19 protein-coding genes are annotated in these 22,281 nt (G+C 70.1%); 6 read left to right on the top strand and 13 right to left on the bottom strand.

Going from position 1 to position 22,281, the window contains the following annotated elements:
- Positions 1–46 precede the first annotated feature (46 nt).
- The 4 genes from gcl to BWR60_RS04800 all read right to left on the bottom strand — a co-directional run bounded on the left by gcl (position 47) and on the right by BWR60_RS04800 (position 5,786).
- Positions 47–1,804, bottom strand: a complete 1,758-nt coding sequence (gene gcl / locus BWR60_RS04815) for a glyoxylate carboligase (protein WP_088149879.1) — start codon at positions 1,802–1,804, stop codon at positions 47–49.
- 398 nt (positions 1,805–2,202) lie between these two features.
- Positions 2,203–3,003: an IclR family transcriptional regulator gene (locus BWR60_RS04810; protein WP_179221631.1), complete on the bottom strand. Its 801-nt coding sequence runs from the start codon at positions 3,001–3,003 to the stop codon at positions 2,203–2,205.
- 19 nt (positions 3,004–3,022) lie between these two features.
- Positions 3,023–4,363: a guanine deaminase gene (gene guaD, locus BWR60_RS04805; RefSeq protein ID WP_088149865.1), complete on the bottom strand. Its 1,341-nt coding sequence runs from the start codon at positions 4,361–4,363 to the stop codon at positions 3,023–3,025.
- 166 nt (positions 4,364–4,529) lie between these two features.
- Complete coding sequence (locus tag BWR60_RS04800) at positions 4,530–5,786, bottom strand: urate hydroxylase PuuD (RefSeq protein WP_088149864.1); 1,257 nt, start codon at positions 5,784–5,786, stop codon at positions 4,530–4,532.
- A gap of 162 nt (positions 5,787–5,948) precedes the next feature.
- On the opposite strand from BWR60_RS04800, the gene BWR60_RS04795 reads away from it, so the two are divergent.
- Positions 5,949–6,860: a LysR family transcriptional regulator gene (locus BWR60_RS04795; protein ID WP_088149863.1), complete on the top strand. Its 912-nt coding sequence runs from the start codon at positions 5,949–5,951 to the stop codon at positions 6,858–6,860.
- On the opposite strand, the gene BWR60_RS04790 is transcribed toward BWR60_RS04795, so the two are convergent.
- Entirely contained in the window at positions 6,838–7,971 is a 1,134-nt protein-coding gene (locus tag BWR60_RS04790; RefSeq protein ID WP_088149862.1) for a cysteine desulfurase family protein, read from the bottom strand. The genes BWR60_RS04795 and BWR60_RS04790 overlap by 23 nt on opposite strands.
- A gap of 107 nt (positions 7,972–8,078) precedes the next feature.
- Between BWR60_RS04790 and BWR60_RS04785 the strand changes: the two genes are divergently transcribed.
- Positions 8,079–8,417: an endonuclease domain-containing protein gene (locus BWR60_RS04785; protein ID WP_088149861.1), complete on the top strand. Its 339-nt coding sequence runs from the start codon at positions 8,079–8,081 to the stop codon at positions 8,415–8,417.
- Positions 8,418–8,556: 139 nt separating this feature from the next.
- On the opposite strand, the gene BWR60_RS04780 is transcribed toward BWR60_RS04785, so the two are convergent.
- The 5 genes from BWR60_RS04780 to xdhC all read right to left on the bottom strand — a co-directional run bounded on the left by BWR60_RS04780 (position 8,557) and on the right by xdhC (position 14,163).
- The gene (locus BWR60_RS04780; protein WP_088149878.1) at positions 8,557–9,630 is read right to left on the bottom strand and encodes a BMP family ABC transporter substrate-binding protein; all 1,074 of its coding nucleotides are present in this window, start codon (positions 9,628–9,630) and stop codon (positions 8,557–8,559) included.
- An 85-nt stretch (positions 9,631–9,715) separates the two neighbouring features.
- Positions 9,716–10,639 carry an ABC transporter permease gene (locus BWR60_RS04775; protein WP_088149860.1) on the bottom strand — a complete coding sequence of 308 codons (924 nt, stop codon included), beginning with the start codon at positions 10,637–10,639 and terminating at the stop codon, positions 9,716–9,718.
- Positions 10,639–11,733: an ABC transporter permease gene (locus BWR60_RS04770; protein ID WP_088149859.1), complete on the bottom strand. Its 1,095-nt coding sequence runs from the start codon at positions 11,731–11,733 to the stop codon at positions 10,639–10,641. The genes BWR60_RS04775 and BWR60_RS04770 overlap by 1 nt, the downstream gene beginning before the upstream one ends.
- Positions 11,723–13,294 carry an ABC transporter ATP-binding protein gene (locus BWR60_RS04765; RefSeq protein ID WP_088149858.1) on the bottom strand — a complete coding sequence of 524 codons (1,572 nt, stop codon included), beginning with the start codon at positions 13,292–13,294 and terminating at the stop codon, positions 11,723–11,725. Before BWR60_RS04765 ends, BWR60_RS04770 begins: the two co-directional genes overlap by 11 nt.
- Positions 13,204–14,163: a xanthine dehydrogenase accessory protein XdhC gene (xdhC, locus tag BWR60_RS04760; RefSeq protein ID WP_088149857.1), complete on the bottom strand. Its 960-nt coding sequence runs from the start codon at positions 14,161–14,163 to the stop codon at positions 13,204–13,206. Before xdhC ends, BWR60_RS04765 begins: the two co-directional genes overlap by 91 nt.
- Before the next feature lie 122 nt (positions 14,164–14,285).
- Between xdhC and BWR60_RS04755 the strand changes: the two genes are divergently transcribed.
- Positions 14,286–14,627 (top strand): endonuclease domain-containing protein, encoded by a 342-nt coding sequence (locus tag BWR60_RS04755; protein WP_088149856.1) that lies wholly within the window; start codon positions 14,286–14,288, stop codon positions 14,625–14,627.
- A 299-nt stretch (positions 14,628–14,926) separates the two neighbouring features.
- Here BWR60_RS04755 and xdhB read toward each other — a convergent pair whose 3' ends face one another.
- Genes xdhB through uraH form a run of 3 tightly spaced genes read right to left on the bottom strand, consistent with a single transcriptional unit; the run spans position 14,927 to position 19,145 of the window.
- Positions 14,927–17,284 carry a xanthine dehydrogenase molybdopterin binding subunit gene (gene xdhB / locus BWR60_RS04750; protein WP_088149855.1) on the bottom strand — a complete coding sequence of 786 codons (2,358 nt, stop codon included), beginning with the start codon at positions 17,282–17,284 and terminating at the stop codon, positions 14,927–14,929.
- The gene (gene xdhA / locus BWR60_RS04745) at positions 17,277–18,764 is read right to left on the bottom strand and encodes a xanthine dehydrogenase small subunit (protein ID WP_088149854.1); all 1,488 of its coding nucleotides are present in this window, start codon (positions 18,762–18,764) and stop codon (positions 17,277–17,279) included. Before xdhA ends, xdhB begins: the two co-directional genes overlap by 8 nt.
- A 3-nt stretch (positions 18,765–18,767) precedes the next feature.
- Positions 18,768–19,145: a hydroxyisourate hydrolase gene (uraH, locus tag BWR60_RS04740; RefSeq protein WP_088149853.1), complete on the bottom strand. Its 378-nt coding sequence runs from the start codon at positions 19,143–19,145 to the stop codon at positions 18,768–18,770.
- A gap of 228 nt (positions 19,146–19,373) precedes the next feature.
- Between uraH and puuE the strand changes: the two genes are divergently transcribed.
- The 3 genes from puuE to BWR60_RS04725 all read left to right on the top strand — a co-directional run bounded on the left by puuE (position 19,374) and on the right by BWR60_RS04725 (position 22,270).
- Entirely contained in the window at positions 19,374–20,282 is a 909-nt protein-coding gene (puuE, locus tag BWR60_RS04735; RefSeq protein ID WP_230982951.1) for an allantoinase PuuE, read from the top strand.
- A 222-nt stretch (positions 20,283–20,504) separates the two neighbouring features.
- Positions 20,505–21,017, top strand: a complete 513-nt coding sequence (gene uraD, locus BWR60_RS04730; protein ID WP_088149851.1) for a 2-oxo-4-hydroxy-4-carboxy-5-ureidoimidazoline decarboxylase — start codon at positions 20,505–20,507, stop codon at positions 21,015–21,017.
- A complete protein-coding gene (locus tag BWR60_RS04725; RefSeq protein WP_230982950.1) occupies positions 21,014–22,270 on the top strand; it encodes an allantoate amidohydrolase in 1,257 nt (418 codons plus the stop codon). The genes uraD and BWR60_RS04725 overlap by 4 nt, the downstream gene beginning before the upstream one ends.
- Positions 22,271–22,281: the final 11 nt, after the last annotated feature.

Here is a 22,281-nt window from a genome sequence, read left to right as displayed (position 1 = left end):
GCGGTTCCGGGTGAGGGGGCGGCACCGGCCTCGGGTCTTACGCGCCCTACACCGTCTCCGGCTCGCGGGCCGGGGCGGGGGCGAGGTCGATGATCTCCTCGAACTCGGTGACCTTGTCGATCTCCGGGCCCATGGCGATGTTGGTCACCCGCTCGGTGATGATCTCGACCATGACCGGCAGGCTGGCCTGGGTCGCCCGGGTGCGCGCCCATTGCAGCGCCTCGCCGATCTCGGCCGGGTCGAACACCCGGCGGGCGATGCAGCCGAAGGCCTCCGCCGCCTTGACGTGGTCGACGCCGTAATCGCCGATCTCCGGCGCGTTGATGTTCTGGAACGAGAGCTGGACCTCGTAGTCCATGTTGTAGCCGCGCTCCGCCTGCCGGATCAGGCCGAGATAGGCGTTGTTCAGCACCACCAGCACGAAGGGGATGCGGTACTGCGCGGCCACCGCCAGCTCCTCGATCAGGAACTGCAGCGAATAGTCGCCGACGATGCCGACCACCTCGGCCGACGGGTCGGCCAGCTTGGCGCCGGTGCAGGCCGAGACCTCCCAGCCCAGGGGACCCGCCTGGCCGCAGATGATGTAGTTACGCGGCTTGTACACCTTCTGGAACTGGCCCGAGGCGATCTGGTACAGGCCGATCGCGGTGACGAAGCGGGTGTCGCGGCCGAAGGCGGCGTTGATCTCCTGGAACGCCCGCTGCGGCTTGATTGGCGTGTTGTCGAAATCGGTCCGGCGCAGCATGGTGCGCTTGCGCTCCTGCACCGCGCCGACCCAGCTCGCGCGCCTCGGCAGCTTGCGGCCGCGGGCCTCGGCGATCAGCGCCTCCAGGGCCAGCTTCGCATCGGCGACGATACCCAGATCCGGGCAGAACACCCGGCCGATCTGGGTCGGCTCGATGTCGACATGGATGAATTTGCGGCCCTTGGTGTAGACCTCGGTCGACCCGGTGTGGCGGTTGGCCCAGCGGTTGCCGATGCCCAGCACCACGTCGCTCTGCAGGAAGGTGGCGTTGCCGTAGCGGTGCTGGGTCTGCAGCCCGACCATGCCGGCATTCAGCGGATGGTCGTCCGGGATGGTGCCCCAGCCCATCAGCGTCGGCACCACCGGCACGTTCACCAGCTCGGCGAACTCGACCAGCAGGTCGGACGCCTCGGCGTTGATGATGCCGCCGCCGGCGACGATCAGCGGCTTCTCCGCCGCCAGCAGCATGTCGACGGCGCGGGCGATGGCGGCCGGGCTCGGCGCCGGCCGCGACACCGGCAGCGGCGCGTCGGTCTCGGGGTCGTAGTCGATGATCTCCTTCTGCACGTCGATCGGCAGGTCGATATGCACCGGGCCGGGCCGGTCGGAGCGCATGATCTGGAAGGCGCGGCGGAACACCCAGGGCACCTGGGCGCCCTCCATCACCGTGATCGACCACTTCGTGACCGGCCTGGCGATGGCGGCGATGTCGACCGCCTGGAAATCCTCCTTGTGCAGCTTGGCGCGCGGCGCCTGGCCGGTGATGCACAGGATCGGGATCGAATCCGCGATGGCGGAGTACAGGCCGGTGATCATGTTGGTGCCGGCCGGGCCGGAGGTGCCGATGCAGACGCCGATGGCGCCGGCCCGGGCGCGGGTATAGCCCTCGGCGGCATGGGTGCCACCCTCCTCGTGCCGGACCAGCACATGGCGGATGCCGCTGTCCTTCAGTGCCTCGTAGAAGGGCAGGATCGCCGCGCCCGGCACGCCGAACGCGACCTCCACCCCCTCGCTGCGCAACACATGCACCGCCGCTTCCATCGCCGTCATCTTGGGCATCATGCCCTCCCGTTCGAAGGTTCTCGGGAGGATGGTGGCCGGCGGGGCCGGGCGGGGCCAGCGGCGGGCCGAAACATTCCAGGGCGCGAAAATCGGCGGACCGGATCGGTCTTTTTCACCTGGTGGAAGGTCGCGCACGGGTCGTGCCTCTTCCCGAAGCTGTCATGCCCGGGCTCGACCCGGGCATCCAGAGAGCGTCGAGACCTTCTGGATTGCCGGGTCAAGCCCGGCAATGACAATTGAGGGGAAGGCGAGTCATAGAGACCGTTTGGAAATGCGCTGGTGTGAGTCGGCTGGCGGTGGTTTCGAGAGCCGGCGCGCAGCGGACGTTAAAGTCCGTGAGCACCGGAAGCGCAGAAACCGCCATCAGCCGCACCAGTAGCATTTACAGGCGGTCTCTAGTGCGGCCGGCCGCCCAGTTGAAGCGTCACCTTCTCGGCCGCCTGGCGCACCAGCATGCCGATCTGGCCGATGCGGTCGTCGCCCATGCGCTCGCGCGGGGCGGAGATCGACAGCGCGGCCACCGGGCGGCCGCCGCGGTCGAGGATCGGCGCGGCGACGCAGCGCACGCCGGACAGGTGCTCCTCGTCGTCGATGGCGTAGCCGGAGCGGCGGGCGCGGCTGATCTGGTCGCGCAGGCTGGGCAGGTCCGGCACCGTCTTCTCGGTCAGCCGGGTCAGCGCCAAAGCCGGCAGGGTGCGCGACAGCACCGGGTCGGTCTTGGCCGAGAGCAGCGCCTTGCCGACGCCGGAGCCGTGCACCGGCAGCGGGGTCGATCCCGGCAGGCTGGCGCCCGGGTCGCCCAGCTGATGCAGGTAGAGGATGGTGCCGCGTTCCTCCACCGCCAGGTTCACCGTCTCGTGGCACAGGCCGAACAGGGTGCGCATCGGCGGGTCGGCCAGGCGGCGCAGCCCCATGCCGTCGGCATAGGCGAGGCCGGAGAGGAAGGCCTGCAGCCCGACCATCCAGCGCCGCGCCGCCGGGTCGAAGCGCACGTAATGCGCCTCCTCCAGCGTGGTCAGCAGCCGGTGGACGGTGGGGGCGGAGAGGTCGGTGGCGCGGGCCAGCTCGGTCAGGCTCATGCCTTCGGCCCGGGCGGCCACGGTGTCGAGCAGCCGCAGGGCGCGGAGCAGTGACCGGACCTGCCCGGTCTTCGGCTCGTCGATGCTGGGGTCGGCGTCGCGATCGATCTCGGCCATGGCGCTCCTGACTGGACGCTCAGGCCGGTGACCGGCTGCGCGTTCCCTCCCGTTCATGCATGCGGCGCCCTTGGATGTAGGTCGCCTTCACCGACCGATCATCCCCCAAAGTCATGAGGATGAACAGTTCTTCCTCGAGATCGGCCTCCACCGCCTCCATCCGGTGCGCCATGGCGGCGGTGGCGCGGGCGTCCAGCACCACCAGGTCGGCGCAGCGCCCGGGGGTGATGGTGCCGATCTCCTGTTCCAGCCCCAGAGCCTCGGCATTGCCGGCGGTGACCAGGTGGAAGGCCTCCAGCGCCGACAGGTTGGCACCCTGCAGCTGCTGCACCTTGTAGCCCTCGCCGAGCGTGCGCAGCATCGAGTAGCTGGTGCCGCCGCCGACATCGGTGGCGGCGGCGATGCGCACCGGCGGGTCGCGCCGCGCCAGTTCCTGCATCGGGAACAGGCCGCTGCCGATGAACAGGTTCGAGGTCGGGCAAAACACCGCAACCGAGCCGGTCTCGGCCATGCGCGCCCGCTCGCGCTCCTCCAGATGGATGCAGTGGCCGAACAGGGTCTTCGGGCCCAGCAGGCCGTAGCGGTCATAGACGTCGAGATAGTCGCGGCTGTCGGGGAACAGCTCGCGCACCGCCTCGACCTCCTTCAGGTTCTCGGCGATGTGGGTCTGGACATAGGCGTCCGGGAATTCGCGGGCCAGGGCGCCGGCCGCCTCCAGCTGCGCCTCGGTCGAGGTGATGGCGAAGCGCGGGGTGACGGCATAGCGCTGGCGGCCTTTGCCGTGCCAACGGTCCAACAGCCGCTTGCTGTCGTCATAGGAGGATTGGGCGGTGTCCAGCAAGCCGGGCGGGGCGTTGCGGTCCATCATCACCTTGCCGGCGATCATGGCGGTGCCCAGCCGCTCGGATTCCGCGAAGAAAGCCTCGGCCGAGCCGGGATGGACCGAACCGTAGACCGCGGCGGTGGTGGTGCCGTTGGCCAGCAGCTCGGCCAGGAACCATTGCGCCTGGCGCTCGGCATAGGCCGGGTCGCCGTAACGCTGCTCCGACACGAAGGTGTATTTCTGCAGCCAGTCCAGCAGCTGCGCGCCGTAGGAGGCGATCACCTGGGTCTGCGGGAAATGCAGATGTGCGTCGATGAAGCCGGGCAGGATCAGCTCGTCCGGATAATGGTCGACCGCGGTGCCGGCCGGCAGCGCCGGCAGGATCTCGGCGGCCGGGCCGACCCGGGCGATCCGGCCGTCCTCGACCACCACCACCCCGTCCGGGATATAGCGATAGCTGGCGGCGTCGCCGGCCCCCTTCGGGGTGGCGAGGAAGCTCAGCAGGCGGCCGCGCAGGGCGGTGGTGGGGATCGTCATCTCGGGTCTCCAATCATCCGGGACCATCTCTCGACATCGTCATGGCGAGGCGCGCAGCGCCGTGGCCATCCAGGGGCCGGTGCGAGCCGCCCTGGATGGCCACGCCCCTTCGGGGCTCGCCATGACGGCTTTTGTGCAACGCGATCGGTCATCGGAATATCCGGGCTCACTGCACGGCCAGATCGGGATCGGCCGTCCAGCGCCCGAGGAGGTCGCGCTCCTCCGGCGTGATCTGGCTGACATTGGCCGGCGGCATGGCGTGGGTCAGCACCGCCTGCAGGCGGATCAGGCTGGCGTGGCGTCGGATCTCCTCCGGCGAGTCCAGCAGCACGCCGCGCGGCGCCTCGTTGATGCCCTCCCAGCCGGGCATGGTGGAGTGGCACATGCTGCAGCGGGACACCACGACGTCGGTGACCTGGGCGAAGGACACCGGCCCCGCCGCCGCGGCCGTCTGCACCGGGGCGGGCGCCGGCGCGCCGATCCAGGGCTTGGTCGCGGTCGCCACCTCATGCTCGCGCGGCGGCGGCAGGGTCGACAGCCAGATGATCGCCGCCATGCACGCCGCCGCCACCCCCCAGGTCCACCACGGCGTCGCCTTGCCGGCGTGGCGCGAGTTGAAGAAGTGCCGGATCACCCCGCCCATCACCAGCACCAGCGCCGTCATCACCCAGGCCCAGTGCGACCCGAAAGCCAGCGGGTAGTGGTTGCTGAGCATCAGGAACAGCACCGGCAGGGTCAGGTAGTTGTTGTGCAGCGACCGCTGCTTGGCTTGCCGGCCCAGCTTCGGGTCCGGCGACTGGCCGGCCAGCAGGGCATCCACCACCTTGCGCTGGTTCGGGATGATCAGGAAGAAGACGTTGGCCACCATCATGGTGCCGATCAGCGCGCCCATCTGCAGCATGGCGCCGCGGCCGCTGAACACCTGGCTGAAGCCATAGGCCGCCGCGACCAGCACGACGAAGCCGGCGGCGGCCAGCTTCACGTCGCTCTCGCCCAGCGGCGACTTGCACAGCAGGTCATAGGCCAGCCAGCCGAGGGCCAGGCTGACCACGCTGATCGCGATCGCCTCCTTCGGCGACAGCATCGAGACCTGCGGATCGACCAGGAACAGGTCGGCGCCGCGGTAGTACAGGACGCAGAGCAGGAAGAAGCCGCTGATCCAGGTGGAGTAGGCCTCCCATTTGAACCAGGTCAGCTCCTTCGGCAGCCGGTCCGGCGCCACCAGGTACTTGACCATGTTGTAGAAGCCGCCGCCATGGATCTGCCAGGCCTCGCCGCCGGCGCCCTGTGGCAGGTCCTCGCGCTTCTTCAGGCTGAGGTCGAGGGCGACGAAGTAGAAGGACGAGCCGATCCAGGCGATCGCGGTGATCACATGCACCCAGCGGGCGACGAGGTTGATCCATTCCCAGATGATCGGCTCCATGCCGTCGCCTCCGCCGTCCTGGCTGATTATCCGTTCCAGCCAGCCTAATGGCCATCGCCGCGGCGGGGGAAGCGCGGGCGGAACACAGCACTTTCAAAAGAAAGGCTATAATCCCATCCGGCGGATGCGCCCAGAATCGCCTCGAGGAACAGGGAGCAGGGATTGGCGCTGCTGGAGAACATGCGGGTCTTCGTGCGCGTGGTCGAGCTGGGCAGCCTGTCGGCCGCCGGCCGGCAGGTGCGCATGTCGCCGGCCGTGGTCAGCCACCGCATCCAGCAGCTGGAGCAGCATCTCGGCGTCCGCCTGCTGAACCGCACCACCCGCCAGGTGCAGACCACCGAGCACGGCCAGACCTTCTACCGCCACTGCCTGGTGGTGCTGGACGCGATGGAGCGGGCCGAGACCAGCGTCGCCACCACCAGCGGCGTGCCGTCGGGCAGCCTGCGGGTGACCGCGCCGCTCGGCTTCGGCCGCCGCATCCTGGCGCCGCTGGTGCCGCAGTTCCACGAGCTCTACCCGCGCGTCGACGTCCGGCTGCGTCTGTCGGACCACCTGCTCGACCTGCTGGGCGAGGCGGTGGACCTGGCCATCCGCATGGCTGAGATGAAGGATTCCAGCTTCGTGCTGCGCAAGATCGCCGATTGCCGGCGGGTGCTGTGCGCCGCGCCGTCCTATCTCGAGGCCCAGGGCCATCCGAAATCGCCGGAGGAGCTGGTGGGCCACAACTGCCTGCTGCTGCGCTTCCCCGGCTCGCGGCAGTACCAGTGGACGCTGGAGGGCAAGGACGGCCCGTCCAAGGTGCCGGTGCGCGGCAGCTTCGACGCCGATGACGGCGACGTGCTGACCGACTGGGCGCTGGACGGCCGCGGCATCGTCATGAAGCCGGTGTGGGAGGTGGCGGCCCATCTTCGCAGCGGCGCGCTGCAGGTGGTGCTGCCCGACCACCCGCCGGAGCCGGTGGTGCTGGCGGTGCTGTACCCGCATCGCAGCTTCCTGCCGGCCAAGGTGCGGGTGTTCTCGGATTATCTGGTGGAGCAGACGCGGTCGCGGCTCAGCGCCGATCTCGCGCTCTGATCGCCTCGGCGATCCGGGCCGTGGCCCGATCGACATCCGCCTCAGTGGTACCGCGGCCGAGGCCGAAGCGCAGGCTGCCATGGGCCGCCTCCGGCGACAGGCCGATCGCGCGCAGCACATGCGACGGCTCCGGGCTGCCGGTGGAGCAGGCCGAGCCGGTGGACAGCGCCAGCTCTGGCAAATCGAGCAGCAGGTCCGCGGCATCCAGCCCCGGCAGGCTGACATTGAGGCAGCCGGGCAGGCCGTGCTCGGCGGAGCCGTTGCGGCGAAGGTCCGGCAGCTCATGCCGCAGCGCCGCGAACAGCCGCTCGCGCAGGATCGTCAGGTGCTTCGCATCGGCTGAACGGCGCTGCCGGGCGATGCGGCAGGCGGCGCCGAGCCCGATGCAGAGCGCGGTCGGCAGAGTGCCGGCGCGGCGTCCCTGCTGCTGGCCGCCGCCATGGAGAAGGGGGCGCAGTGGGATGCCCTCGCGCACGAACAGCGCGCCGATCCCCATCGGGCCGTACAGCTTGTGCCCGGACAGGCTGAGGAAGGCGAGGTCGAGGGCACGGACGTCGATGGTGCCGGTCGACAGGATCTGCACCGCGTCCGTGTGCAGCAGGGCGCCGGCTTCGGCGCAGATCCGGGCGGCGTCCTCCAGCGGCTGGATGGTGCCGATTTCGTTATTCGCGGCCATCAGCGAGACCAGGGCCGGGCGGCCGGCCAGCAGCTTGCGCAGGGCGTCGAGATCGGCGGTGCCGTCGGCCCCGACGGGCAGGGTCGCGGTGCGGTGGCCTCGCGCGGCGAGCTCCGGCAGGCAGGCCAGGACGCTGGGATGCTCGATCGCCGAGGCGACCGCCGGCCAGCCCTCGGGCGTGCCGCCCAGCAGCGCCAGGTTGTTGGCCTCGGTGGCGCCACCGGTGAACAGGATCTCGCCCGGCCGGGCGCCGACCAGCGCCGCCACCTCGGCCCGCGCCGCATCGATCGCCTCCGCCGCCCGCCAGCCCGGCCGATGCCGCGCCGCATGCGGATTGCCGACCGCGGCCGGGTCGAGCCAGGGGCGCATCGCGTCCAGCACCTCCGGATCCAGCGGGGTGGAGGCGAGATGGTCGAGATAGAGCGGGGCGGTCATGGCGGAAGAGCCCTTCTGGTCCAGCCCTTCGCACCGCTGCACAATGGAGTCCCCCCTCCCCTCGCGGGAGGGGGGTAGGGGGAGGGGGTTTTCGAGGCAACGCGCTGATGGCCGATGAACGCGTCCAGCTTCTGCGGCAAAACCAGACCGAAGCCGAACTTCTGCTCTGGCATCAGCTGCGGGACAAGCGGGTCGGCGGCGCGCGCTTCAGGCGCCAGTACCGCCTCGGCCCGTTCATCGTCGATTTCGTCTGTCTCTCGGCACGACTGGTGATCGAGGTGGACGGCCCGTCGCATGAGCTGACCGGCGATGCCGATTTCAGGAGGACGCGCTGGCTGGAAGATCAGGGCTTCCGTGTCATGCGCTTCTCCAACCACCAGGTCATGCATGAGCTGGAGGGCGTGGTGCAGACGATCGGAGCTATGTTGGCGGGAGACGTTGGGTAGCGAGTTCACCTCTTGCGGCGAAAACCCCCTCCCCCTAGCCCCCTCCCGCGAGGGGAGGGGGGACTCAACAGAGAGGCGCATCGGCCATGGCCGACGTTGGTTTCGCTGTTCGCGAACCCAACCTACGCGCGATGGCGCCTTAAGCCTCCACGCCCTCGACATACCAGTCCATCTTGGCGATCTCGTCGTCGCTCAGGGACTTGCCCTCGGGCACGACCAGCTCGCCCTTCTGGTTCTTGATCGGGCCGGCGAAGGGGTCGAGCGTGCCGGCGATGATGTCGGCCTTGGTCTTCTCCGCCGCGGCCACCACCTCCGGCGGCATTGCTTCGTTGTACGGCGCCAGCGTGACCATGCCGTGCTTGAAGCCCCACCAGATGCTGGAGGTTTTCCAGGTGCCGTCCATCACGGCCTGCACCCGCTCGACATAGTATGGGCCCCAATTGTCGACGATCGAGGTCAGCTGCGCCTTGGGCGCGAAGTTGCGCATATCCGAGGCCTGGCCGAAGGCGTGGATGCCACGCGCCTCCGCGACCTGGATCGCGGCCGGGCTGTCGGTGTGCTGGCACAGGATGTCGGCGCCGCCATCGATCAGCGCCTTGGCGCCGTCGCTCTCCTTGCCCGGGTCGTACCAGCTGTTGACCCAGATCACCTTCACCTTCATGTCCGGGCGGATCTTCTGCGCCGCGAGCGTGTAGGCGTTGATGCCCATCACCACCTCGGGGATCGGCACCGAGCCGATATAGCCGGTGATGCCCGACTTGGTCATGTGGCCGGCGATGGTGCCGCACACCGTGCGCCCCTCATGGAAGCGGGCGTTGTAGGTGCTGACATTCGGCGCGGTCTGGTAGCCGGTGGCGTGCTCGAACTTCACCTTCGGCAGCGTCTTGGCCACCCGGATCGTCGGGTTCATGTAGCCGAAGGAGGTCGTGAAGATCAGCTCGTTGCCGGCCTGGGCCAGCTGGCGCAGCACGCGCTCGGCGTCGGGGCCCTCCGGCACGCTCTCGACATAGCTGGTCTTCACCTTGTCGCCGAACTTCGCCTCGATCTCGCGGCGGGCGATGTCGTGGCCGTGGGTCCAGCCGTAATCGCCGATCGGGCCGATATAGATGAAGCCGACCTTCAGCGGCTCCGCCGCCCAGATGCGGCCGGGCAGGATCGTCGTCGCCAGGGTGGCCGCGGAGCCCGCCAGAACCGCCCGGCGGGAGAAGCGCATCGACATGAAGACCTCCTTGTTGTGATTCACCGGATGATAGCGATCCGTGGTTGGGAGCGCGATTGGGATCGCGCTCCTGTCCGGCCTAGATCGAGGGCCGGAACGGCTTGCCCAGCGCCGCCGGCGCCTGCAGCCGGCCGCGCCACGGCCCGGCCGCGATGATCACCAGCACCGCGATGGTGGCGAGGTAGGGCAGCATGGTGAAGACCTGCGCTGGGATATCGATGCCGCCGATGCCCTGGGCGTGCAGCTGCAGGATGGTGACGCCGCCGAACAGATAGGCACCGAGCAGCACCCGCCACGGCCGCCACGACCCGAACACCACCAGCGCCAGCGCGATCCAGCCGCGGCCGGCGGTCATGCCCTCGATCCACAGCGGGGTGTAGGACAGCGACAGGAAGGCCCCGGCCAGCCCGGCCATGGCGCCGCCGAACAGGCAGGCGAGATAGCGCACCAGCAGCACCGGATGGCCGATCGAATGGGCCGATTCCGCGGATTCCCCGACCGCGCGCAGCACCAGCCCGGCGCGGCTGCGCTTCAGGAACCAGGCGACGCCGAAGGTCATGGCGACCGACAGATAGACCAGCGCGTCCTGGCCGAACAGCAGCGGCCCGACGACCGGCAGCTCGCTCAGCACCGGCAGCGCCAGCTTTGGCAGCGGCGCGATCGGATGGCCGACGAAGCCGGAGCCCAGCAGCGCGCTCAGGCCCACGCCGAAGATGGTCAGGGCCAGGCCGGTGGCGACCTGGTTGGCCATCAGCGTCAGGGTCAGCACGGCGAAGATCAGCGACATCGCCGTGCCCGCCAGGGCCGCGGCCAGGATGCCCAGCGCCGGCTGCCCGGTGGTGAAGGTGACGGCGAAGCCGGTGACCGCGCCGATCAGCATCATGCCCTCGACGCCGAGGTTGAGGACGCCGGAACGCTCGACCACCAGCTCGCCCAGCGCGGCGAGGAGGAGGGGGGTGGCCGCGGTGATCACCGTCGCCGCGATCAGGACGAACATCTCCATCACGACACCGTTGCAGGCTTGGGGGCGGCGGCCTGGGCCGAGGCCCAGCGCAGGCGGTAGCGGACCAGCATGTCGGCGGCCAGCAGGTAGAACAGCAGCATGCCCTGGAACACGCCGGTCGCCGCGGTCGGCAGCCCGGCCGAGACTTGCGCGTTCTCGCCGCCGATATAGGACAGGGCCATGACCAGCCCGGCGACGACGATGCCGATCGGGTGCAGCCGGCCGAGGAAGGCGACGATGATGCCGGTGAAGCCGTAGCCCGGCGTCAGCTGCGGGATCAGCTGGCCGATCGGGCCGGCGGCCTCGAAGGTGCCGGCCAGCCCGGCCAGGCCGCCGGACAGCAGCAGGGCGAACCAGGTCACGCGCTTGCGGCTGAAGCCGGCGAAGCGGGCGGCGGCCGGGGCCTGGCCGACCACCTGGATCTGGAAGCCGAACACGGTGCGGCCCATCAGGAACCAGGCGCCGACCGCGATCAGCCCCGCCACCAGCACGCCGAGATGCAGGCGGGTGCCCTCGACCAGGATCGGCAGCACCGCGGCGTCGGTGAACATCCGGGTCTGCGGGAAGTTGTAGCCGTCCGGGTCCTTCCACGGCCCGAACACCAGGATGCCCAGCACCAGCGACGCGACATAGGTCAGCATCAGGCTGGTCAGGATCTCGCTGACGTCGAAGCGGGTCTTGAGGAAGGCCGGGATCGCGGCATAGGCCATGCCGCCCAGGACGCCGGCGACGCACATCGCCGGCAGGATCCACCAGCCCTCCTCGCCCCAGAAGCCCAGCGCGACGGCGGCGGCGGCGATGGCGCCCATCACCAGCTGGCCCTCGGCGCCAATGTTCCAGACATTGGCGCGGAAGCCGATGGCCAGGCCGGTGGCGATCAGGATCAAGGGCGCCGCCTTCACCCCCAGCTCGGTCCAGCCGTAGAAGGTCTCGATCGGCGCGATCAGGAACTGGTACAGCGTCTCGGCCGGGTCCAGGCCCAGCGCCAGGAACAGCAGGTAGCCGCTGGCGATGGTCAGGGCGATGGCGATCAGCGGCGTCAGCCAGACCATGGCGCGGGACGGTTCCCGGCGTGGCTCTATCCTAAGCGACATGGGCGGCGTGCTCCTTCTCCTCGGCCGCGGCCGGCTCGGCGCCGTGCAGCCCGCCCATCAGCAGGCCGATCTCGGCGACCGAGATGTCATGGGTGGGCCGGGCCTCGGACAGGCGGCCGAGATTGATCACCGCGATGCGGTCGGTGATCTGCAGCAGCTCGTCGAGGTCCTGCGAGATCACCACCACCGCGGCGCCGTTCTGGGCCAGGGTCATCAGCGCCTGGTGGATCGCGGTGGCGGCGCCGGCATCGACGCCCCAGGTCGGCTGCGACACGATGAAGATCTCGGGCGTCTGCAGCACCTCGCGCCCGACCACGTATTTCTGCAGATTGCCGCCGGACAGGCTGCCGGCCGCCGCCTCGGCCCCGCGGGCCTTGACGCCGAACTCATGGATCACCCGCTCGGCATAGCGGCGGGCCAGGCCGGCGCGGATCAGCCCGCCGGGCGCCAGTCTCATGCGGTTGCGGGCGCTCAGCAGGGTGTTGGCCGCCAGGCTCATCTCCGGCACCGCGGCATGGCCGTTGCGCTCCTCCGGCACGCTGCACAGCCCCAGCAGGCGGCGCTGCTCCGCGCTCATCGCCCCCACCGGCCTGCCGGCGATGCGGATGGCGGCCGCCGGCCGCACCCGCCGCTCGCCGGACAGCGCCTGCAGCAGCTCGTTCTGGCCGTTGCCGGCGATGCCGGCGATGCCCAGGATCTCGCCGGCCCCGACGGTGAAGCTCAGTTCCCTCAGCGCGGTGCCGAAGGGACCGTCGGCGGGCAGGCTCAGCGCCTCCACCACCAGCTTGGCCTCGGACGCGCCGCGGGCGCCGCGGCGCGCCAGGGTGCGCAGTTCCGCCCCGATCATCATCTGCGCCATGCTGCGCGCGGTCTCGGCCGCCGGGTCGCAGGACCCCACCACCTTGCCGCCGCGCATGATCGTCGCCCGGCTGCACAGCGCCTTGATCTCATGCAGCTTGTGGCTGATGTAGAGGATCGAGCAGCCTTCGGCCGACAGGCGGCGCAGCGTCTCGAACAGCCGCTCCACCTCCTGCGGGGTCAGGACCGAGGTCGGCTCGTCCATGATCAGCAGCTTCGGGTCCTGCAGCAGGCAGCGCACGATCTCGACCCGCTGGCGCTCGCCGACCGACAAAGTGTGGATCTCGCGATGCGGGTCCAGCGGCAGGCCGTAGGCCTCGGACACCTCGCGGATGCGCTTGGCCAGGACGCGCCGGTCGGGCGGATTTTCCAGGCCCAGCGCGATGTTCTCGGCCACGGTCAGCGCCTCGAACAGCGAGAAATGCTGGAACACCATGCCGATGCCGAGGCGGCGGGCCTCATGCGGGCTGGCGGGCCGGGCCGGCTGCCCGTTCCACAGGATCTCCCCGGAATCGGGCTGCAGCAGGCCGTAGATCGATTTCACCAGCGTCGACTTGCCGGCGCCGTTCTCGCCGAGCAGCGCGTGGATCTCGCCGGGCTGGACGGAAAAGCTTACCCCGTCGTTCGCGACGAGGCTCGCGAACCTCTTGGTGATGCCGCGCAGCTCGATGCGCGCGGGGCCGGCCCCCGGGTTGCGGTCCATGCAGCCTCCTGTTCTGGGCCCGCCCCCGCCGCCGGTTTGTCGGCGGGGGCGGGCACGTCCTTAGCCTTGGCGAAGGCGATGAGCAATTCCGCCGCGACCATGGCGGCGATGACGGACGGGCGCTTGTCCCGCCCGAGGCCTGCCCCGATCGGGCAGGTCAGCTCTCCGGCGCGCCGCGGGTCGTTGCCGCGGGCCCGGAACCAGCGCTCGAAGCGCTCGCGCTTGGTGGCCGAACCGATCAGCCCGACATAGGCGGCGTCGCCGCGCCGCAGGGCCGCTTCGGTGACCTCGAAATCCATGGCATGGCTGTGCGTCATGACCAGATAGGCGGCACCGGGCGGGGCCTCGGCGACCGCGTCGGTCGGGGTCGGCGTCAGCCGCCGGACGATGCCGTCCGGGATCTCGGCCGGGAACTCGTCGGCGCGGCCGTCGACCCATTGGATCTTCACCGGCAGCGGCGCCAGGGCCCGGGCCAGTGCCTTGCCGACATGGCCGGCGCCGAAGACCAGGACGCTCGGGCGCGTGGCCGCCTCGAGGGATTCCTCGGCCTCGATCCGGGCCAGGGTGGCGCCGTCGGCCAGCTCCAGGTCGATCACGACATAGCCGCCGCAGCACTGGCCGATGGCGGGGCCGAGCGGGATCTCGACGCGTTGCGACCGCTCCTTGGCCGCGATCAGCGTTCGGGCAGCGGCGATCGCGTCCCATTCCATCCGCCCGCCGCCGATGGTGCCGCGGGCGGCGCCGGCGGTGACCAGCATATGCACCCCGGCCTCGCGCGGGGTCGAGCCGCGGGCCTCGGCCAGGGTGACCAGCGCCGTCGGCTCGCCATCGCCGAGCCACAGGCGGAGCGTCGGGGCGAGGGGGGTCATGGAGCGACCTCCATCGGCCGACGTCTACCATGGCCTTTGCGCACGGCGCCGATGCACAATGGAGTCCCCCCTCCCCTCGCGGGAGGGGGGTAGGGGGAGGGGGTTTTCGAGGCAACGCGCCGATGGCCGATGAACGCGTCCAGTTCCTGCGGCAGAACCAGACCGAAGCCGAGCTGCTGCTGTGGCACCAGTTGCGCGACAAGCGCGTCGGTGGCGCTCGCTTCCGGCGTCAGTATCGCCTCGGCGCATACATCGTCGACTTCGTCTGCCTGTCGGCAAGGTTGGTGATCGGGGTCGATGGCGCGTCGCACGAGCTGACCTTTGATGGCGACACCAGAAGGACTCTCTGGCTGGAAGATCAGGGCTTCCGGGTCGTGCGTTTCACCAACGAGCAAGTCATGCATGAGCTGTCGGGCGTGGTGCTGACGATCGGGGCGGTGCTGACGGGGAAGGGCGAGGTCTAGGGAGGTCGGCTTCCCTGGATTTACACATTGCTGAAGTGAGTTTTTACAAGTCCCCCCTCCCCTTGCGGGAGGGGGGCAGGGGGAGGGGGCTGCGCGCGTCCGCGCGCGAATGGGCAGGACACCGAACTCGCCGTCCATTCCGGTTTGCGACGGTCTGGGCCAACTCGATCCGAGAGAACCCCCTCCCCCTAACCCCCTCCCGCGAGGGGAGGGGGGACTAGAAAGAGGCGATGTGTGAACACCGCAGTCCCGCAAGAGAAGGGGGGACTCAAAAGACATCGGCTGATGAACGAGCGTCATCATCCCCCGCCTCCTCCCGCCGCCCTCAGCCGCTCCACTGCATCCAGCACCTTCTCCGGCGTCGCCGGCGGGTCGAGGCGGGGGCAGATCGTGTGGTCGGCGACGCTGGCGACGGCATCGGAGATCGCGTGCAGCACCGAGACGCCGAGCATGAAGGGCGGCTCGCCCACCGCCTTGGAGCGGTAGATCGTCTCCTCATGGTTCCGCGTGTCGGCCAGGCGGACGTTGAAGATCTTTGGCCGGTCGCTCGCCACCGGGATCTTGTAGGTGGAGGGCGCATGGGTCCGTAGGCGGCCCTTGGCGTCCCACCACAGCTCCTCCATGGTCAGCCAGCCGGCGCCCTGGACGAAGCCGCCCTCGATCTGACCCTTGTCGATCGCCGGGTTCAGGGAATTGCCGGCGTCGTGCAGGACGTCGGTCCGGTCCAGCCGGTACTCGCCGGTCAGGGTGTCGACCGTGACCTCGCTGACCGCCGCGCCATAGGCGAAGTAGTAGAAGGGGCGCCCGCGGCCCGCGGCCCGGTCCCAATGGATCTTCGGCGTCTTGTAGAAGCCGGCGGCGGACAACTGCACCCGGCCGAAATAGGCGGCGCGCACCAGCTCCGGGAACGGCACCTCCTGGTCGCCGATCTGCACCATATTGCGGCGGAACACCACCTGGTCCGGCTTGACCTGCCAGCGCTCGGCGGCGAAGGCGACCAGCCGCTCCTTGATCATCCGCGCCCCGGCCTGGGCCGCCATGCCGTTCAGGTCGGCGCCGGAGGAGGCGGCGGTGGCCGAGGTGTTCGGCACCTTGCCGGTTGTGGTGGCGGTGATGTGGACCCGGCCGATATCGACCTGGAACTCCTCGGCCACGACCTGGGCGACCTTGACGTACAGGCCCTGGCCCATCTCGGTGCCGCCATGGTTCAGGTGGATCGACCCGTCCTTGTAGACATGCACCAGCGCGCCGGCCTGGTTGTAGGCGGTGAAGGTGAAGGAGATGCCGAACTTCACCGGCGTCAGCGCCAGGCCGCGCTTGAGGAACCGGCTGGTCTTGTTCCAGGCGCGGATCTCCTCGCGGCGGTTCCAGTAGTCGCTGTCGCGCTCCAGCTCCGCCACCAGCCCATGGACAATGTTGTCCTCCACTGTCTGGTGGTAGGGCGTCACGTTGCGGTCGGCGGTGCCGTAGAAGTTCAGCTTGCGGATCTCCAGCGGGTCCTTGTCGGTGGCGAAGGCGATCTCCTCGATCAGCCGCTCGCCGGCCACCAGCCCCTGCGGCCCGCCGAAGCCGCGGAAGGCGGTGTTCGACTGGGTGTTGGTCTTCAAGGGCAGCGAGGCCAGATGCACCGCCGGGTAGAAATAGGCGTTGTCGGCATGGAACAGCGCGCGGTCGGTGACCGGGCCGGACAGGTCGGCGGACCAGCCGCAGCGCGCCGCCAGCAGCATCTCGACGCCCTCGATCCGGCCCTCCTCGTCGAAGCCGACCGCATAGTCGACCTCGAAATCGTGGCGCTTGCCGGTGATCGCCATGTCGTCGTCGCGATCCGGCCGCAGCTTGGCGGCGCGGCCGGTCGCCTTGGCCACCAGCGCGGCCGCGGCGGCGAACAGGTTGGCCTGGGTCTCCTTGCCGCCGAAGCCGCCGCCCATGCGCCGGATCTCGACCGTCACCGCCCCGTCGGGCACGTCCAGCACGGATGCCACGATGTGCTGCACCTCGCTCGGATGCTGGGTCGAGGAATGGACGGTGACGTCGCCATCCTCGCCCGGCAGGGCCAGGGCCACCTGGCTCTCCAGGTAGAAATGCTCCTGCCCGCCGATCCGCATCCGGCCCTCGACCTTGCGCGGTGCCGCCGCGATCGCCGCTTTGGCGTCGCCGCGCTGCAGCGTCATCGGCTTGGTCACCAGCGTGCCGGCGGCCTTCGCCGCGTCATAGTCCAGGACCGGCGTCAGCTCCTCATAGTCGATCGCGGCCAGGCGGGCGGCGCGGCGGGCCTGGTCGCGGGTCTCGGCGGCCACGGCGAAGACCGGCTGGCCGACATGCTGCACCAGGTCGGTGGCGAACAGCGGCTCGTCGCCCAGATGGTTGCAGCCGATGTCGTTCTCGCCGGGCACATCCGCGGCGGTGAAGATTCGGACCACGCCGGGCGCGGCTCGCACCTGGGCCAGGTCGATCGACCGGATCCGGGCATGGGCGCGCTCGCTCAGCCCCAGGCAGACATGCAGCAGGCCCGCCGGCTCCGGGATGTCGTCGATATAGACGGCCTCGCCGCTGACATGCTTGTGGGCGCTGTCGTGCCGGCGCGGGTCGTGCACCGCGCCGTCGATGCGGTCGGCGGCCGGCTGCGTCTTGGCCTGAGAGAGGGTGGTGTCAGGCATGGGTCAGGCTCGGTCGGGTTAAAGCTTGGGCGCCGACCAGGCGGGTTTCCGCAGCGGGATCGGCGGTTTCGGCATGCAGCTTCAGCAGCAGGTTGGCGGCGACCTTGGCGCGGTAGCCGGCGCTGGCACGCCAGTCGGTCAGCGGGGTGAAGTCCTGCTGCAGCAGCGGCAGCGCCGCGCGCACGACATCCTCGGTCCAGGGCTGGCCGAGCAGCGCCGCCTCGGTCGCGGCCGCACGCTTCGGCGTGCCGGCCATGCCGCCATAGGCGATGCGGATGTCGGCGACGCGGCCGTCCTCGACCCGCAGCCGGAAGGCGGCGCAGACGGCGGAGATGTCCTGGTCGAAGCGCTTGGTGATCTTGTAGGCGCGGAAGCGGTCGCCGGGCCACAGCTTCGGCAGCCGGATGCTCTCGACGAACTCGCCCGGCTTCCGGTCCTGCCGGCCATAGGCGATGAAGAACTCCTCCAGCGGCAGCGACCGGCGCTCGTCGCCGCGGCGTAGCACCAGCGTGGCGCCGGCGGCGATCAGGGCCGGCGGCATGTCGCCGATCGGCGAGCCGTTGGCGATGTTGCCGCCGATGGTGCCGACGGCGCGCACCTGCTCCGCCCCGATGCGGCGGATCAGCTCGCCCAAATCGGGATAGGCGCGGCCGAGCGGCCCGATCGCCTCGGCATAGGTGACGGCGGCGCCGATCTCGAAGCCGTCCTTGGTCTCGCGGATGCCGCGCATATCATTCACCCGGCCGGTGTAGATCACCGCCGGCAGCACCCGCTGCTGCTTGGTGACCCACAGCCCGACATCGGTGGCGCCGGAGACGATGGTCGCGTCCGGATGCTCCAGCAGCAGCGCGGCGAAGGCCGACTTGGTGGCCGGGGCATAGAAGCGGCGGGCGCCGTCGCCGACCGCGACCGTCTCCTCATCCTCCAGATCCTGGAGCCGTTTCACCGTCTCAGTCTCGGCGGCGGCGAAGCGGTCGGCTCCGGGCGCGCCGAGCTGATACATGCGCTCTCCGGCGGCGACGATGGGGGCGTAGCCGGTGCAGCGGCACAGATTGCCGGCCAGCGCATCGTCGATCCGGCCTTCGCCCGGCGCCGGGTCGGTGCGGTACAGGGCGAACAGCGTCATGACGAAGCCGGGGGTGCAGAAGCCGCATTGCGAGCCGTGGCAGTCGACCATCGCCTGCTGCACCGGATGCAGCGCCCCGTCTGCCGCCTTCAGATGCTCGACCGTCAGCAACTGGCAGCCATCCAGCGTCGCCAGGAAGCGGATGCAGGCATTGACCGGCTCGTAGCGCACCCGGTCGCCGTCAAGCCGGCCGACCACCACGGTGCAGGCGCCGCAATCGCCCTCGGCGCAGCCCTCCTTGGTGCCGGTGCGGCGCTCCTCGATCCGCAGCCAGTCCAGCACGGTCAGGGTCGGATCGACCGTGCGGATCTCGCGCAGCTCGTCGCCGAGAAGGAAACGGACGGTGTCTCGCATGGGTCAGCTGCCGCGATAGGTGGAATAGGACCAGGGCGAGATCAGCAGCGGCACATGATAGTGCTGGTCGGCATGGGCGATGCCGAAGCGGATCGGCACCTGGTCCAGGAAGGGCGGGTCGCTCAGCACCACGCCGGCGGTGCGGAAATAGGCGCCGGTGGCGAAGACCAGCTCATAGCTGCCGGGGCGGAAGGCGTCGCCGGCCAGCAGCGGCGCGTCGCAGCGGCCATCGGCATTGGTGCGGGTCTCGATGACCAGGCTGCGGTTGTCGCCGTCGAGGCGGTACAGGGCCACGGCGATGCCCATGCCCGGCCGGCCATGCGCGGTGTCGAGCACATGGGTGGTCAGTCGCCCCCGGTGGGATGCCGTGTCTGTGGCCATCCTGCCTCTCCGTGTCTTGCCGGTCCCTGGCGGGCCGGTCTGCCACCGGGCATTATCGCCCTGTCATGGCAACAAGATGCTTGTCGTTTTCTTGCGGTTGTCATGTTTCACCCCGCCCGTCCGTTGCTCAACGGCGGATCGGCGGAAAGACTTTCAACGCAAAAGCGAAAGTGGACGCGGCCCGGGCCGCTATCCTGTGCTCGGGATCACGCGTGCGAGGGAGGACCGGTGTCCGTCTATCCGAGAAACCTGGTCGGCTACGGCCCGACCCCGCCCCAGGCCGACTGGCCGGGCGGCGCCCGGCTGGCGCTGCAGTTCGTCCTCAATTACGAGGAGGGCGGCGAGAACTCCATCCTGCATGGTGACGCAGCCTCCGAGAGCTTCCTGTCCGAGATCGTCAATGCCCAGCCGCTGCCGGGCGTGCGCCACATCTCGATGGAATCCCTCTACGATTACGGCGCCCGGGTCGGCGTCTGGCGGATCCTCCGGCTGTTCGAGCGCAAGCAGATCCCGCTGACCGTCTACGCCGTCGCCATGGCGGCGGAGCGGCACCCGCAGGTGATCCGGGCCATGGTCGAGGCCGGGCACGAGATCGCCAGCCACGGCTATCGCTGGATCAACTACCAGTATGTCGGCGAGGACACCGAGCGCGAGCACATCCGCAAGGCGGTGGAGATCCTGGAGCAGGTGTCGGGCGAGAGGCCACTCGGCTGGTACACCGGCCGCACCAGCCCGAACACTCGGCGGCTGGTGGCCGAACATGGCGGCTTCCTCTACGACGCTGACGCCTATGACGACGACCTGCCCTATTGGGAGGACGTCGGCGGCAGGCCGCAGCTGATCGTGCCCTATACGCTGGACGCCAACGACATGCGCTTCGCCGCGGTCCAGGGCTTCAACTCCGGCGACCAGTTCTACGCCTATCTCAAGGACAGCTTCGATGCGCTGTACCAGGAGGGGGCGGAGACGCCGCGGATGATGTCGGTCGGGCTGCATTGCCGCATCGTCGGCCGCCCCGGCCGGATCATGGCGCTGGAGCGGTTCCTCGACTACGCGAAGCAGCATGACGGCGTCTGGTTCTGCCGCCGGGTGGAGATCGCCCGCCACTGGAGGGAGAAGCATCCCTATGGCGGGTGAGATGATCACGAGCGCTGCAATCAAAGTGAGTCCCCCCTCCCCCCGCGGGAGGGGGGCAGGGGGAGGGGGTTCGCTCAGCAAGAGCCGGCCCGGCCTATCTCGAAGCCCGTACGTCGACACTGTCCTCCGCCGGATCTTCCTGCACGAACCCCCTCCCCCTRSCCCCCTCCCGCGAGGGGAGGGGGGACTGGATTTTTCTGGGCTGCGAGGGAGGCTCTTCCGATGACCCTGCCGCACCCCAGCACCATGGACCGCGACCTGTTCGTCGTGCGCTTCGGCGGCGTGTTCGAGCATTCGCCCTGGATCGCCGAGGCGGCCTGGGAGGCCGGGCTGGCCCATGAGCAGGACACAGCCGAGGGGCTGCACGCCGCGCTCCGCGCCGTGTTCCGCGCCGCCGACCATGACCGGCAGCTCGGCGTGCTGTGCGCCCATCCCGACCTGGCCGGGCGGCTGGCGGTGGCAGGGGAACTGACCGCCAGCTCCAGCGCCGAACAGGCCAGCGCCGGGCTCGACCGCTGCACGCCCGAGGAGTTCGCCCGGTTCCAGGAACTCAACGCCGCCTATGTCGAGCGCTTCGGCTTCCCCTTCATCATGGCGGTGAAGGGCCGCAGCCGGGCCGAGATCCTGGCGGCGTTCGGACGCCGCGTCGAAAACCCGCGCGACACCGAATTCGCCACGGCCCTGGCCGAGGTGGAAACCATCGCCCTCCTGCGACTGAAGGACCTGCTGCCGTGAGCCTCGGGACCGCTCCGACCCAGAACACTCTCGCCCATGGCCCCGCGCTGATGCAGCGGCTGGACGCCCTGGCCCGCTTCAGCGAGGACCCGGACCGGCTGACCCGCACTTTCCTCTCGCAAGCGCACCGCCAGGCCGCCGACCAGGTGCTGGCCTGGATGCGCGACGCCGGGATGGACGCCCGGACCGACGCCGCCGGCAATGTCGTCGGCCGCTACGAAGGCGACAGGCCGGGGCTGCCGGCGCTGCTGCTCGGCTCCCACATCGACACCGTCCGCGATGCCGGCAGATACGACGGCAATCTCGGCGTGCTGGCCGCCATCGCCGTGATCGGCGAGCTGCACCGGCGCGGCGAGCGGCTGCCTTTCGCCGTCGAGGTTCTGGCCTTCGGCGACGAGGAGGGGGTGCGCTTCCCCGTCACCCTGACCGGCAGCGCCACCGTCGCCGGCACCGTCGACCCGGCGGTGGCCGACGCGCTGGACCATGACGGCGTGCGCCTGGGCGACGCGCTGCGTGGCTTCGGCGGCGACCCGGACGCCCTGGAAGGCGAGGCCCGGCGCCGCGACCGCGTGCTCGGCTATGTCGAGTTGCATATCGAGCAGGGGCCGGTGCTGGAGGCCGAGGACCTGCCGCTCGGCGTGGTCACCGCGATCAACGGCGCCGCCCGTTACAACGCCACGGTCCGCGGCATGGCCGGCCATGCCGGCACCGTGCCGATGGACCTGCGCCACGACGCGCTGGCCGCCGCCGCCTCGATGATCCTCGCGGTCGAGCGCTGCGCCCAGAGCCGGCGCGACGTGGTGGCGACCGTCGGTCAGCTCGACGTGCAGCCCGGCGCCGTCAACGTCATCCCGGGCGCGGTGCGCTTCACCATCGACATCCGCGCGCCGGACGATGCCGACCGACTGGCCGCGATGGCCGAGATGACGGCGGCGCTGGAGGGCATCGCCCGCGGCCGCGGCGTCGAGCTGGCGCTGGAGCGCTATCACGATGCCGCCGCCGTCCGTTGCGACGAGGCGCTGATGGCGCGGCTGGAGACGGCGATCCGCCGCCACGGCCTGCCGGCGCGGCGCCTGCCCAGCGGTGCCGGCCATGACGCCATGGCCATGGCGGCGCTGGCCCCGGTGGCCATGCTGTTCCTGCGCTGCCGCGGCGGCATCAGCCACAACCCGGCCGAATCCATCACCGTGGAGGATGCGGACCTCGCCGTCCGCGTCCTGCTCGACCTCCTCCGCCAGTACGACCATGCCTGACACGAAAGTTC

The sequence above is a fragment of the Inquilinus limosus genome, assembly GCF_002195995.1.
Taxonomy (GTDB): domain Bacteria; phylum Pseudomonadota; class Alphaproteobacteria; order DSM-16000; family Inquilinaceae; genus Inquilinus; species Inquilinus limosus_C.
The sequence above is the reverse complement of the archived record's forward strand: the minus strand, read 5'-3'. Positions and strand labels throughout refer to the sequence as shown.